The organism is Streptomyces sp. NBC_00820, assembly GCF_036347055.1.
GTDB lineage: Bacteria > Actinomycetota > Actinomycetes > Streptomycetales > Streptomycetaceae > Streptomyces.
This window is the reverse complement of record NZ_CP108882.1, coordinates 608,859-622,450: the sequence shown is the minus strand read 5'-3', so window position 1 is coordinate 622,450 and position 13,592 is coordinate 608,859. Positions and strand designations below refer to the sequence as shown.

The following is a 13,592-nucleotide window of genomic DNA, read 5'->3' as shown; positions in this document are numbered from 1 at the left end:
ACCTCCGGGAGCGCTCACGGTCTGCGAAGGCGGCACACGACCCGGCAGCGACCTGCGGGTAACCGACGGTAAGCGGCCGGGTGCGATGCCGCGCCGGGGCCTTTGGCGGCACCCCGGAACGGACGGGGTCAAAGATCGCGGCCCACCAGGAAGTCCAGCAGCAGGAGCAGTTCCCCGGCGGTTCCCGCGGCCAGGGGCAGTCCCGCGAGCAGGGCCCGTGCGGCGGCCGTCTGCGCGCGGGCCTCGGCCAGCGCGGCCGTGCGCCCTCCGGCCCGCTCGACCAGGGCTGCCGCCTCCCTGGCGTGCGCGGGAGAGGCGAGGAGCGTGGGCAGGTGACGGGCCGCGGGTGAGCGGAGGGCGGCCAGCACCGGGAAGGTCTTCTTGCGCTCCCGCAGGTCGCCGCCCACCGGCTTGCCGGTGACGTCGGGACGGCCCCAGATGCCGAGCACGTCGTCGACCATCTGGAAGGCGATGCCGAGATGCCGTCCGGCCCGGTCCAGCGCGCCGGTCACGGGGGAGGGGGCGCCGCCCAGCGCGGCCCCGAGGGCGAGGGCGCACCCCAGCAGAGCGCCCGTCTTGCGCTCGGCCATCGCCCGGTACTCCTCGGGTGTCACGCGCTGCGGCCCCGCCCAGGGCCGTGCGGCGAACAGCAGGTCGTCGGCCTGCCCGCGCACCAGGTCGGATAGCGCGGCGGAGAGCAGCCGCAGGGCGCCGGGTCCGCCCGGCGCGGCGGCGAGGCTCTCGACGGCCAGCGCGAACAGGGCGTCACCGGCGAGGACCGCCGGGCCCGTGCCGTACGCCCGCCACACGGCGGGGCGTCCGCGCCGGACCGTGTCGCCGTCCATGATGTCGTCGTGCAGCAGCGAGAAGGCGTGCACCAGCTCCACCGCGACCGCCGCGGGCACACCGGTGTGCGCGTCCGCGCCCACCGCCTCGGCGCCGAGCAGCGCGAGCGCCTGCCGCACGCCCTTGCCACCGCCCAAGGACGCGGGCGCGCCCCCGACTTCGCACCAGCCGAAGGAGTACGCGGCCATCTCGGCCGTCCACGGATGCAGGCGCTTCACCGCGTCCCGCAGCGCGGGACGCACCAGCTCCTGGCACCGCAGCAGGACATCGGGCGCGGTCGGCGGCGCGGGCGCCGCCGCGGAGGACAGCGTCACCGCGGACCCCCCTCGGTCACGCGGGACTCGGCCTGCGCCGGGGCGGGTGCCGCGTCCGTACGGGACCGCGTCCGCGGTGCGGGGCCGTCGGAGGGCGTGCGGGACTCGGCCCGCGCGTGGGCGGTGCTCGTGACGGTGCGGGACTCGGCCCGCGTACGGGCGGTGCTCGTGGTGGTGCGGGATTCTGCCCGAGTACGGGCGGTGCTCGTGGTGGTGGGGGATTCTGCCCGCGTACGGGCGGTGCTCGTGGTGGTGCGGGACTCGGCCCGTGTGTGGGCGGGTTCTCCCGCTGCCCCGGACTCCGTTCGTGGGCGCGTGGTTTGTGCGGCCGTGCCGGACTCGCCCCGTGCCCGCACCGTCCTCGCTCCCGGAGCGAACTCCGCCTGGGCGAGGGCGACCATCTCCCGCGCGTGCCGCAGGCCGATGCGTTCCGACGTGGCCGCGAGGTCCGCGAGTTCGGCCGCGGTCTCCGAGTGGGCGCGGCCCAGCCGGGCCAGTGACTTGACCAGGCCGAGCCGTGCCAGTGCCGTGCCGCGCGGCTCGTTCATCGCGCGGAACTCCGTCAGGGCCAGCTGGTACAGGTCCCGGGCCTCGGGGTAACGCCCGGCGCGGTAGAGGACGTTGCCCCGCATCTTGTGGTTGTAGGCGAGCGCGCTGGAGAGGTTCATCGTCCGGCAGGTCGCCTCGGCCCGTGCCAGCAGCTCCAGTGCCCCCTCGGTGTCTCCGTCGCGCACCGACCGGATGTCGGCGAGTCCGCGCAGCGCCCAGGCATGGCCGCGCCGGTCGTCGGCGCGCTCGGCTATCTCCGCCGCCTCCTCGAACAGCGCGTGGGCGCGGTCGTACTCCCCGGTGTTGCGGTGCATCTGTGCGATGCCTTCCAGCGCCCACACCGTGTGCCGGGCCTCCCCGCGCCTCCGGGCCTCGGCCAGCAACTGCTCGTGCAGCCGGCCGACGGCCGCGTAGTCGCCCTGGATGCGTCCGGTCTCGGCGAGCCCGGCCAGGGAGTAGCCGCGGACGACGATGTCGCCGCCCCGCTCGCCGAGTTCGGCCGCGAGACCCAGCAGGCGCCGGGCGAGCGGGAAGGAGCCGCGCTGCCGGGCGAGGGTGCCGCCGCTCCACAGCGCCCAGGCCATCGCGGCGGTGTCCCCGGCCTCTCTCGCGGCCCGGTAACTGGCCTTCCAAGCCTGGTCGGCGTCGTGTATCCGGCCGAGCCGCCGGTGCGCCTCCGCCACGGCGAGCCCGCAACGGGCCACTTCGGCGGGGTGTCCGGACCGCTCGGCCTCGCGCAGCCGCGCGGTGCCCTCGGCCAGCACGTCGTCCAGCGACGCGTTCACGGACAGGGTGGTCAGGGAGCCCTGGTACTCCGGGGCGGAAGCCTTGCCGTACATGCGTACCCTTCTATACACGGAGTGTATACATGGTGTGTATAGCGTCTCGGAAAGATGCCCTGCCCCCGAGGGGCAGGGCGTGGTCTGTTGCCGGAAAAGACGCCGGTACGGCGACGGGGGTTGCCTGTGAGGCGCAGATCACCCCGTGGGGTCAGTGCTGCTGCGCCTTCTGCGGCGTGGCCTCGCTCGGCCGCACCACGACGAACCCCTCCCCCTGGAGCATCAGTTGCACCGCTTCCCCGGAGCCGCCGCGCAGCATCGAGCCGAGCGACTGGGAGCGGTGCAGCGAGGTCTGCAGATGCGCGGTCCAGCCGACCACCGCGTCCGTGTCGACGTACACGGGCTGCTGCGCCGAGACCGGTATCACCAGCGGGTTGCCCTCGCAGGCCAGGCCCAGCCGGCCGTGTCCGGAGAACACGCTGTTGAACAGGCCGCCACCGGCGATGCCCGAACCCTTCACGGTCCTGATCTCGTACGACAGCGTGGGGTCGAAGCACAGGACGTTGCGGCCGTTGACCGTGAACTGGTCACCGGGCTCCACCTCGACGATGAAGCAGTTCTGCGCCTCGTGCGCGAACCAGACCTCGCCCTGTCCGCGCACCGCCATCAGCGGCAGGCCCTCGCCGGTGACCGCGCGCTTGAGCATGCCGCCCACGCCCTGGCCCTTGCGTTCGAACTGCAGGTTCCCGCGGTGGGCGATCATCGCGCCCTGCCGGGCGAACATCTCGCCGTTCACCGTGTACTTGACGCACTTGGCGTTCTCGATGCTCATTCCCGGCTCGACGGCCGGCTGCACCACGTGCTCACTGGAAAAGAGGTCACCCTTCATGCGGTGCATAGTGTCCCGGACGAGACCGTTCCGCCAAGATCGCGGGCTCCCGTTCCCGGAGTACGGGGCTCCGCTACTCCTCCAGGTCCGCGTTGCGCCGGTTCGCCGCCGAGGCGCTCGGCGACTTCGCCGGCTTCCCGCAGAACGCGGACTCCAGCGTGCCGGCCAGGGTGTCCAGCACCTTGCCGTTGTTGGAGGTGTTGACGACGGCGGTCAGGCTGCGGCCGCCGTCCTTGGTGGTGAACGCGTAGGTGTAGTACCCCTGGACGGCGCCGGTGTGGCCGTACACCGAGATGCCGCAGGACAGATCGCGGCGCCGCAGCCCGAGGCCGTACGCCGTGGTGCTGTTGACCTTCGTGAAGCGTTCCATCTCCGCCAGCCGCGCGGAGGAGAGCAGCTTGCCGCCGAGCAGCGCGGAGTAGAAGGTGTTCAGGTCCTTGGCGCTGGAGATGATGGCGCCGGCGCTCTGCGCCCAGGACACGGTCTGGGAGGTCGTGTCGACCGGCGCGGCGCCGGCCAGGTCGGGGGTCATGTAGCCGCGGGCGTACCTGCCCGGGATCGTGGTGTCCGGATGGACATAGAATGTGTCGCTCAGCTTCAGCGGCTCGATGACGCGGTTCTCGTACGCCGTCTTCACGGACGCCCCGGTGAGCTTCTCGATGAGGAGTCCGGCGACGACGAAGTTGGTGTTGGAGTAGGAGTAGGCGGCGCCGGGCGCGTTGGTTCGGGCCTTCTTGAGGGAGAGGCCGATCAGCTGTCGGTAGGTGAACACCTTGTTGCGCACGGCCTCGAAGCCGGAGACGCTCTGGGCGAACAGGTCGTTGGTGTAGTCGTACAGACCGCTGCGGTGGCTCAGTACGTGCCGGACCGTGATGCGGTCGTCCGGCAGCAGCTTCGGCAGGTAGCGGTTGACCGGGGCGTCGAGGTCCAGGCGGTGCTCGTCGGCGAGCTGGAGCAGGACGACGGCGGAGAACGTCTTGGTGACGCTGCCGATGCGGAAGCGGTCGAGGGTGCTCATGGCGCGGCCCGTGCCCCGGTCGTCGACTCCCCGGCTCAGCCGGTACGTCGTGCCGTGGTCGTCGATCCGGGCCAGGGCGCCCGGCGCGCCCTGGGTCCGCACCGTGCGCAGCACCGCGTCCAGGCCCGCGGTGTCGGGCGCCGGGAGCGCGGCCGCTCTCGCGGTACCGGTCTCCCCGGTCGCGGCCCGCGCCGGGACCGCCAGCAGCGACAGCGCGACCGCGCCGAGGACCGCACCCTTGCCCACCTTTGCTGAAACCATTCGGCACCTGCTTCCATCCATGAGGTTCCCTGCGGTTCGTGATGCGACATCGGTCACATTCCGGCCTGGAACCTAGGGGATTGGGGTGGCGTCTCCACTCCCGACACACGCGTGGTCAGGTCTTGATCACTCTGTGGCGCTCATTTGCAAAGGATTGCCATAGAAAGTCGCGAAATCGATCATTCCGGCTTTACGTGCGCATGACTGATCCGAAAGGGTGACCACGGGGCCCGATCAGCCCCCGTGGTGCCAACGGCGCCATGCCTCAAGACGGTTGGTGACCCCGGCCGTCCTCGAACGAAGGAACACTCCATAGTGCGTAGACCGCACATACGCAGCCTCGCCGTCGCCGTCGCGGTGACGACGGCTGCCACGGGCCTGGCCGGTACGGCCGTCGCGGGGCCCGCCACGGGGGTGGCGCCTTCTGCCGCCTCCACCGCCACGACGGCCACGGCGGTGGTGGAGGCGGCGCGCGCCGCGGCCTTCGCCCACACCTCCGAGACCGGCGTCTCCCAGGGTGACGAACTCGTCGCCCAGGACGTGATGGTCGACCCCGAGGGCGCGCGGCACGTCCGTTTCGTCCGCAGCCACGACGGCATGCCGGTGCTCGGCGGCGACCTCGTCGTCCACCTGAACCGGCAGCTGGCGTACACGGGTGTCACCCGTGCCGCCGACCACGCCGTGAAGCCCGCCGCCACCACGCCCAAGCTGACGGCCGGCCAGGCCGCCGCGAAGGCCGCCGAGGCGGCCCAGGGCGACGCGGACAGCGTGGCGCTGGTGGTGGACGCCCGCGGAGGCGCCGCCACCCTCGCCTACCAGGTGACGGTGACCGGCACCGACTCCGCCGACGGCGGTTCCAGCACGGTCGTCGTCGACGCCCTCACCGGCAAGGTGCGCAGCAACACGCCGGACGCCGACGAGTTCCTGTCGCCGAAGCTGCTCAAGACCCTGCGCAAGCGTGGCGAGACGGCCGAGCCGGCCACCGGCAGCGCGCCCTCGATGGCCGGGCTGCTCGGCGCGCGGCTCTCGGGCGTGACGCACTACCCCGCGACCGCGCACGGCACCGGCAAGACCCTCTTCATGGGCAGTGTCGGCCTCACCACCACGGCGACCTCGCGCGGCCACTACCAGCTGAAGGACCCGAGCCGGTACGGCAGCGAGACGCGTGACGCCAAGGGCAAGTACACGGAGAGCTTCAGCGCGGGAACGAAGTTCACCAACACCACCGACGTGTGGGGCAACGGCGCGACCAGCAACCGCGCCAGCGCCGCCGCCGACGCCCAGTACGGCATCACGAAGACGCTGGACTTCTACAAGAAGACCTTCGGCCGCAAGGGCATAGCCAACAACAGCAAGGCCGCGCGCGGCATGGTCCACTGGGGCCGTGGCGTCGCCAACGCCTTCTGGGACCCGGCCTGCACCTGCATGCTGTACGGCGACGGCGACGGCGACATGTTCAAGAAGCCGCTCGTCGTCCTCGACGTCACCGGTCACGAGCTGACCCACGGCGTCGTGGACTCGACCGCCAAGCTCGAGCCGACCTACGTCGACTCGGACGGCAACCAGTACGGCGAGCCCGGCGCGCTGAACGAGTCGCTCGCGGACATCTTCGGCTCCAACGTGGAGTTCTACGCGAAGAACGCGAAGGACACGCCGGACTACCTGATCGGCGAGAAGCTGGGCCTGGCCCAGAAGTTCCTGCGCCGTCTGGACCACCCGTCGCTCGACAAGCTCGAGGGCACGATCGACTACTGGTCGCCGGACACGTACTACACGGAGGTGCACGCCGGGTCCGGCGTCTCCTCGCACGCCTACTACCTCCTCGCGGAGGGCAGCGGCAAGAAGACGATCGGCACCGTCGCCTACAACTCGCCGACCTACAACGGGTCCACGGTCAAGGGCATCGGCCGTACCAAGGCGACCGCCATCTTCTACCGGGCTCTGACCCGCTACATGGTCTCCTCGACCGACTTCCACGACGCGCGCGCCGCGACGCTGAAGGCGGCCAAGGACCTGTACGGGTCGACCAGCACCGAGTACAAGACGGTGGACAAGGCGTGGGCCGCGGTCAACGTCACCGCCGCCAACGCGCCGGCCGCCGGTCACTGATCGTCGCAGGCGAACACCAGCACCACCGGATGCCCCGCCCCGCGCGGGGCATCCGCACATCCGCACATCCGCACATCCGCACATCCGCACATCCGGAGCCGGAGCCGGGTCGGCGTCCTGGGCGTGAAACCCATCGAGGTGCGAATTCACCCGAATGGCGGGACGATGGCGTGCGTGAGACGCGCAGGCACGTCCCGTACGGCCCGCCCGCGGCCCGGGCCCGGCGGGTCCGTGGCACGGCGGGACGCGGCGGCACGTGGCACGGTGAACGCCCGTTCCGGGGCCGTCCCGCGTGCCGCGGCCCTTCTGCTCCTCGCCCTCGCCGGGCAGGCCCAGCCCGCCGGGGCCGCGGGCACCCTTCCCGTGACCGTCGGCAGGCCCTCCGGAGTCGTCACCTGGGCGGCGAGCGCCGGCCTCGCCGGCGAGGGCGTCGCCGGCCGCGGCTACCGGCTCGTCGTGCGCACCAGCGTCGGCGGGAGCGGCCTGCGGATCCGCCTCTCGAACGCCTTCGGCGACCGCCCGCTCACCGTGGACAAGGTCTACGCGGGCCTGCGGAGCGAGGGTGCCGCCCTGCGCGGGGGCAGCAACCGGCCGCTGACCTTCGGCGGAGCCCGCACGGTCACCGTGCCGGCCGGCGCCGTCGCGTGGAGCGATCCGCTGCCGGGCAGGCTGCCGGCCGCCGCCGCGCTGGCCGTCAGCCTCCGCACCCCCGGCGCGCGGGGGCCGGCCACCGGCCATGTGACGGCCCTGCAGACGTCGTACGTCACCGAGGGCGACCACACCGCCGAGGACAGGGCCGCGCACTGGACGCGGACCACCGGCTCCTGGTGGTACCTGGACGCCGTCTCCGTGCGCCCGGCCCACCCCGCCACCGGAGCCGTCGTCGCGCTCGGCGACTCCCTGACCGACGGTCTGCGGTCCACCGCCGACCGCGACCGGCGCTGGACCGACTACCTCGCCCGGCGTCTGCGCAAGGCCGGCACACACGTCAAGGGCGTGGCCGACGCGGGGATGTCGGGCAACGAGGTCCTCCAGGACGCCGGAGGACAGAGCGCCCTGCGCCGGCTGGACCGGGACGTCCTCTCCCAGCCCGGTGTGCGCACCGTGGTCCTCTTCGAAGGGGTCAACGACATCAAGGCGGTCGGCGGAGCCTCCGCGGCCGAGCTCGTCGCCGGCTACCGCCAGATCGTCAGGCGCGCGCACGCGGCCGGGACATGCGTGGTGGGGGCGACGGTCGGCCCCTTCAAGGGCTGGCCCGAGTGGAGCCCGGCCGCCGAGGCGGTACGCCAGGAAGTGAACCGGTTCATCCGCACCGGCGGCGCCTTCGACGCGGTCGCCGACTTCGACCGGGTCCTCGGCAGCCCCGACGACCCCGCGCGGATGAGGCCCGCCCTCGACAGCGGCGACCACCTCCACCCCGGCGACCGGGGCATGCGGGCCCTGGCCGACGCCGTGGACCCCGGCAGCCTCGACTGCGGGCGCTGAACGCGTCCCGCGGGGGCCGCCCGGGTCAGCGCAGCGTGTCCGCCCAGTTCGCCGGCACCCGTCCGGCCGGGCCCGGCACCGGCTGGTCCTCGGGATGGCAGGCCGGGGGAGCGAGTTCGGGGCCCGAGTTGTACAGCTCGTTCTCGGCGAAGTTCCAGAACCACTCCTCGCCCGGCTCGAAGCTGCGGATCACCGGATGGCCGGTGGCCCGGTAGTGGGCCGTGGCGTGCTTGGAGGGGGAGTCGTCACAGCAGCCGATGTGCCCACACTGCGCGCACCGGCGCAGATGGAACCACCAGCCGCCCGCGTCGTCGCACTCGACGCACCCGGTGCCGCTGGGGGGAACGCCCGGGTCGATCGCCTCGTCGCCGCTCATACTGCCTCCTCGGGAGTCGGACCGGACTCCTCGTCCGGTGTCTCGGCGGTCAGCGGAAGGAAGACCTGGAAGCGGGTGTCGCCCGGCACCGACTCCACCCGCAGGGCGCCGTGGTGCTTGTTGACGACGATCCGCCAGGAGATGTCCAGACCGAGACCGGTGCCCTCGCCGACCGGCTTGGTGGTGAAGAACGGGTCGAAGATCCGGTCCTTGATGTCCGGCGGGACACCGGGTCCCGTGTCCCGGAACTCCACCACCAGCCACTCGTGGTCGGACGTCGTCCGCACGGTCAGCGTGCCGTCCCCGCCCGCGCTGTCGATGGCCGACACCGCGTTGTCGACGAGGTTCGTCCACACCTGGTTCAGCTCCGCCGGATAGGCGGGCACCGGTGGGAGCGTGCGGTCGTACTCCTTCACGACGTCGATGCGCGGGCCGATCTTGGCGGACAGCATCAGCAGGGTGCTGTCGAGGAGTTCGTGCACGTCCACCACCCGGTAGGGCGCCCGGTCCAGCTGCGAGTACTGCTTGGCCGCGTCGACCAGATGCGTGATCCGGGTGGTGGAGTCCTCGATCTCGTTCATCAACAGCTCGGTCTCGACGGTGTAGTTGAGCCAGCCCACCGCCCCGGGCAGGATCTCCTCGCCGACGGCCGCCGCGACCTGCTCCAGCCAGTCGGTGTCGAGTCCCGCCTGCACGAAGACCGGCGCGATCCGCCAGCCGCCCTCGACACCGTGGTCGTCCAGCCAGTCCGCGAGCGCGTCCTCCCGGTCGGACACCTCCAGCGGGCTGAGCGACGGCGCCTTGGAGACCCGCTCGGCGGTGCGCTCCTGGATCTCGATCAGGTTCGCCAAGGCCTCGTGGGAGAAGGGTGATTCGGCGATCATGGCGAGCTTGTGCCGCATCTTCGCGACCCGCTCCCGCAGCGAGGCCGTCGCCCGGACGGCGGCCGCGGCGGGGTTGTTCAGCTCATGCGTCAGCCCCGCGGACAACGAGCCGAGGGCCAGCAGCCGTTCGCGCTGCCCGACCGTCGCCTGGGCGTTCTTCGAGCCGTAGAACAACCCCTCCAGCAGGTGCACGGCCATCGGGAACCACTCGCTCATGATCTCCGCGAAGGTCTCCGCCGGCAGCACGAAGAACCGCGTCGGCTCCGTCACCCGCATCGAGTTGTTGTACACCTGCCGCACCCGGTCCCCCAGATACGCCTGCATGGCGCCCGCGTACACCCCGCGCTGCGAGGTCCGCGTCACCTCCACGTCATCGGCGCCGACCCGGCGGGAGAGCACCACCGTGCCCTCCAGCATCACGTAGAAGCAGGTGGCGGGTTCGCCCTCGGTGTACACCGGGCCGGGCGGGAACAGCTCGATCCGGCCCGCGCCGCACAGCCGCCCCAACTGCTCGGGCGCCAGCTTCTCGAACAGGAACAGGGAGCCGATCTCCTGCGGGCTGCACGGCATGAGCTGCCCGCTCACGACTGCTCCAGATACCGGTGGACGAGCATGACGGCCATGGCTCCCTCTCCGACGGCGGACGCGACGCGCTTGGCGGACTCCGCGCGCGCGTCGCCCGCCACGAACACGCCCGGCACACTGGTCTCCAGGTGGTACGGCGGCCGGTCCAGCTCCCAGCCGGCCGGCGGCCGCCCGTCGGCGGTCAGGTCGGGCCCGGCCAGGATGAACCCCCGCGCGTCCCGCAGCACCGAGTCACCCAGCCAGTCGGTGAGCGGGGCCGCGCCGATGAACACGAACATCCACTGCGCGTCGACCTGTTCGCTCTCCCCGCTGGCCACATGGCGCAGCGTCAGCCGCTCCAGGCGGTCCGAGCCGTGCGCGGCGTCGACCACCGTGTGCGGGCGCACCGAGATGTTCGGGGCGTCGTCGATCTGCTGGACCAGGTAGTGCGACATCGACGCCGACAGGTCGGCCCCGCGCACCAGCAGCGTCACCGACTTGGCGTACCGGGCCAGGTACATCGCCGCCTGCCCGGCCGAGTTGGCGCCGCCGACGATGTACACGTCGTGGTCCTGGCAGGAGGCCGCCTCGGTCAGCGCGGAGCCGTAGAACACCCCGCAGCCGGTCAGGTCGAGGCAGCCCTCGGCCTCAAGCTGCCGGTACTGCACGCCCGTCGCCAGGATCACGCTGTGCGCCGCGATCGCCGTGCCGTCCGCGAAGTGCACGATCCGCGCCGCCCCGTTGATCTCCAGCCGCGTCACCTCGCGCGCGGTGAGGATCTCGGCGCCGAACCTGGTCGCCTGCCGCCGCGCCCGGTCGGTGAGCTGGGCACCGGAGACGCCGTCGGGGAAGCCGAGGTAGTTCTCGATCCGGGAGCTCTGCCCGGCCTGCCCGCCCGTCGCCGACCGCTCCACGAGGACGGTCCGCAGCCCCTCAGAGGCCCCGTACACGGCCGCGCCCAGTCCGGCCGGACCGCCGCCGATCACCACCAGGTCGTAGAAGTCGGCCGTGGGTGTCGTCGCCAGGCCCACCCGCGCGGCCAGCTCGGGCGCCTCGGGCTCGACCAGGACCGTGCCGTCCGGGGTGATCACCAGGGGCAGCCGCCGGCCGTCCTGCCCGGCCGCCGCCAGCAGCCGCCGGCCCTCCGGCTCCTCCACCGAGTACCAGCGGTACGGCACCTGGTTGCGGGCCAGGAACTCGCGCACGTCCGAGGAGCGCGCCGACCAGCGGTGCCCGACCACCTTCGTGGCGGGCACCGGCCGGTAGTCGCTGCACCGCCAGGCCTGGAGCAGGTCGTCCAGCACCGGGTAGAGCTTCTCCTCCGGCGGGTCCCACGGCTTGAGCAGGTAGTGGTCCAGGTCCACGACGTTGATCGCGTCGATCGCCGCGCCCGTGTCCGCGTACGCGGTCAGCAGCACCCGCCGCGCCCCCGGATACACGTCGAGGGCCTGCTCCAGGAACTCGATACCGTTCATCTGCGGCATCCGGTAGTCCGCGAGGATCACCGCCACCAGGTCGCCGCGCAGCTTCAGCTCGCGCAGCGCGTCCAGCGCGGACTCCCCGGACTCCGCGCGCACGATCCGGTACGACGCCCCGTAGCGGCGTCTGAGGTCACGGGCGACGGCGCGGGAGACCCCCGGGTCGTCGTCCACGGTCAGGATGACGGTCCGCGCTGCGTCGGCGGCCTGTGCCATACGTCTCCCACCCGAGCGGCCGGATCCACGAGACGGTGACGCGGAGCCACCGCACCGGTTCCCGCCCATCGTATGTTCGATCGCCCGGGTTCGCCCCGGCACGCGGTGGTCACCTCGGCCACCGGGGCCGCCTCGGTCACCGCGGCCACGTGGCCTTCCGGGAACGCCGGGGGAGAGTGCGCCGCTCGGGGAAGACTGGCTCCCACGGACACCGAACAACCAGGGAGGCCCACGCATGACACGTCCGATCACGGCAGGGGTGGACGGTACGGAGGAGAGCCTGGCCGCGCTGGACTGGGCCGCCCGCGAGGCCGTACGCCGGGGACTGCCCCTGCGCGTGGTGCACGCGTGGCGCTACGCCGACGCGCTCCCCGGGGCCGACCGCGACACCCAGCAGGGGTGGGTGACGGACGGGGTCGCCGAGGCCGTGCGCGCCGTCTGCGGGCGGCACCAGGTGCCGGAGGTCGGTGTCGACGTGCTGGAAGGCGGGGCCGCGGAGGCGCTGGCCGAGGCTGCCGCCGACGCCGAGATGCTGGTGCTGGGCTCGCGCGGGCACGGCCCGGTGGTCGGGTTCCTGCTCGGCTCGGTCGGCCGGCAGGTGATCGCCGAGGCGCACCGGCCCGTGGTCCTGGTACGCGCCGGGGACGAGCCGGTGGCCGAGGCCGGCGGACGGGACGTCGTCGTCGGCCAGCACGGCGGCCCGGAGGACAGCGCGGCCGCGCTGTCCTTCGCGTTCGAGACGGCGGCCGCCCGGGGCGCCACCGTACGGGCCGTCCGCGCCTGGACCCTGCCGCCCGTCTTCGCCTACAGCCCGGCCTCGCTCAAGCTCCTGGACGACGCCGGCGGCCTCGAACCGTACGAGAAGCAGGCCCTGGCCGACGCGCTCGGACCCTGGCGGGAGCGCTACCCCGAGGTCCCGGTGGCCGAGCACGTGGAGCTGGGCAGCGCCGGCCAGGTGCTGCTGTCACTGGCCGGGCGGGCTCAGCTGCTGGTCGTGGGCCGCCGCGCCCACCGCACGGCCGTCGGCGCCCGTATCGGCTCGGTCGCGCACGGGGTGCTGCACCACGCGGAGTGCCCGGTGGCGGTGGTCCCGCACGACTGACCCGGCGGGAGAGCGGGAGAGCGGCAGGGCGGGCGAGCGGCGCGCCTGCCGGCCTGCTCGGGGAGCCCGCAGTCTGGCGGACGTCAGCCGGCGGGATCCCGGGGGTCCGGACCTTCGCCCGAGCCGCGCGCGGCGTGCCGCGACGAGTGGTCGCCGGGCGTGCGAGGGTTCACCACGACCGGGCAGGTCTCCCACAACTCCACTCCCGCTGTGAGCAGTTCGAGTACGGTGGCGCGCTCCTCGGGGGTCCACGCGGAGCACTCACCGCCGAACAGCTTCTCGTAGGCGTCGTTGTGCACGGCTGTCTGCCGGGGTAGCGAGTGCTCCGTGCGGAGTCCACGGGCGAGGTCCTCGAAGAAGTTCCACGCGTCCAGTACCGGGCCGGACGGTACGGCCCGGCGGGCGGGGTCCGCCAGCCAGCGCTGGACCCGTACGAGCTCCAGTGTGCTGTCGCTCTCCGTGATCAAATCCCGCCCCTGGCGGTTCGCGAACGCCCGCGCCTGCCGGGTGGTCGCGAACACCGGAACCCGCCGGTGTCCGTCCACCGTCACGGTCGGTACGCGGTCATCCGTGACCTCTGGTCCTGTGCTCCACAGGACCAGCGCGCTGCGGTTGAGGCCGCGTATCCGGTAGGTGTGGAGGTTCCCGGGCCCGGCAAGCTCACCGGCCGGGCACTCGTCCGTCGTATCGATCTTGGACACGCGCTCAGACTGACAGGAACT

10 protein-coding genes and 1 pseudogene are annotated in these 13,592 nt (G+C 72.7%); 3 read left to right on the top strand and 8 right to left on the bottom strand.

Features of this window, described 5'->3' with window-relative positions; genetic code table 11:
- Window positions 1–128: 128 nt before the first annotated feature.
- The 4 genes and pseudogenes from OIB37_RS02915 to OIB37_RS02900 form a co-directional block, all read right to left on the bottom strand.
- Entirely contained in the window at window positions 129–1,160 is a 1,032-nt protein-coding gene (locus tag OIB37_RS02915; protein WP_443058109.1) for a polyprenyl synthetase family protein, read from the bottom strand.
- Between the two features lie 350 nt (window positions 1,161–1,510).
- A pseudogene (locus OIB37_RS02910) lies at window positions 1,511–2,548 on the bottom strand (tetratricopeptide repeat protein); the annotation flags it as partial.
- A gap of 151 nt (window positions 2,549–2,699) precedes the next feature.
- Window positions 2,700–3,377: an AIM24 family protein gene (locus OIB37_RS02905; RefSeq protein ID WP_330455906.1), complete on the bottom strand. Its 678-nt coding sequence runs from the start codon at window positions 3,375–3,377 to the stop codon at window positions 2,700–2,702.
- 73 nt (window positions 3,378–3,450) lie between these two features.
- Complete coding sequence (locus OIB37_RS02900; protein WP_330455905.1) at window positions 3,451–4,656, bottom strand: serine hydrolase domain-containing protein; 1,206 nt, start codon at window positions 4,654–4,656, stop codon at window positions 3,451–3,453.
- 315 nt (window positions 4,657–4,971) lie between these two features.
- Here OIB37_RS02900 and OIB37_RS02895 point away from each other — a divergent pair, with 315 nt between their 5' ends.
- On the top strand, window positions 4,972–6,765 hold the full coding sequence (locus OIB37_RS02895; protein ID WP_330455904.1) for a M4 family metallopeptidase: 1,794 nt from the start codon (window positions 4,972–4,974) through the stop codon (window positions 6,763–6,765).
- Window positions 6,766–7,029: 264 nt separating this feature from the next.
- Window positions 7,030–8,250: an SGNH/GDSL hydrolase family protein gene (locus OIB37_RS02890; RefSeq protein ID WP_330461760.1), complete on the top strand. Its 1,221-nt coding sequence runs from the start codon at window positions 7,030–7,032 to the stop codon at window positions 8,248–8,250.
- 25 nt (window positions 8,251–8,275) lie between these two features.
- Here OIB37_RS02890 and OIB37_RS02885 read toward each other — a convergent pair whose 3' ends face one another.
- Genes OIB37_RS02885 through OIB37_RS02875 form a run of 3 tightly spaced genes read right to left on the bottom strand, consistent with a single transcriptional unit; the run spans window position 8,276 to window position 11,768 of the window.
- A complete protein-coding gene (locus tag OIB37_RS02885) occupies window positions 8,276–8,626 on the bottom strand; it encodes a UBP-type zinc finger domain-containing protein (RefSeq protein ID WP_330455903.1) in 351 nt (116 codons plus the stop codon).
- Window positions 8,623–10,095, bottom strand: coding sequence for an ATP-binding protein (locus tag OIB37_RS02880; RefSeq protein WP_330455902.1), 1,473 nt, complete (start codon window positions 10,093–10,095; stop codon window positions 8,623–8,625). Before OIB37_RS02880 ends, OIB37_RS02885 begins: the two co-directional genes overlap by 4 nt.
- Complete coding sequence (locus tag OIB37_RS02875) at window positions 10,092–11,768, bottom strand: FAD-dependent oxidoreductase (RefSeq protein WP_330455901.1); 1,677 nt, start codon at window positions 11,766–11,768, stop codon at window positions 10,092–10,094. Before OIB37_RS02875 ends, OIB37_RS02880 begins: the two co-directional genes overlap by 4 nt.
- A 235-nt stretch (window positions 11,769–12,003) precedes the next feature.
- On the opposite strand from OIB37_RS02875, the gene OIB37_RS02870 reads away from it, so the two are divergent.
- The gene (locus tag OIB37_RS02870; RefSeq protein WP_330455900.1) at window positions 12,004–12,870 is read left to right on the top strand and encodes a universal stress protein; all 867 of its coding nucleotides are present in this window, start codon (window positions 12,004–12,006) and stop codon (window positions 12,868–12,870) included.
- An 83-nt stretch (window positions 12,871–12,953) separates the two neighbouring features.
- On the opposite strand, the gene OIB37_RS02865 is transcribed toward OIB37_RS02870, so the two are convergent.
- Window positions 12,954–13,571: a hypothetical protein gene (locus tag OIB37_RS02865; protein ID WP_330455899.1), complete on the bottom strand. Its 618-nt coding sequence runs from the start codon at window positions 13,569–13,571 to the stop codon at window positions 12,954–12,956.
- Between the last annotated feature and the right edge of the window lie 21 nt (window positions 13,572–13,592).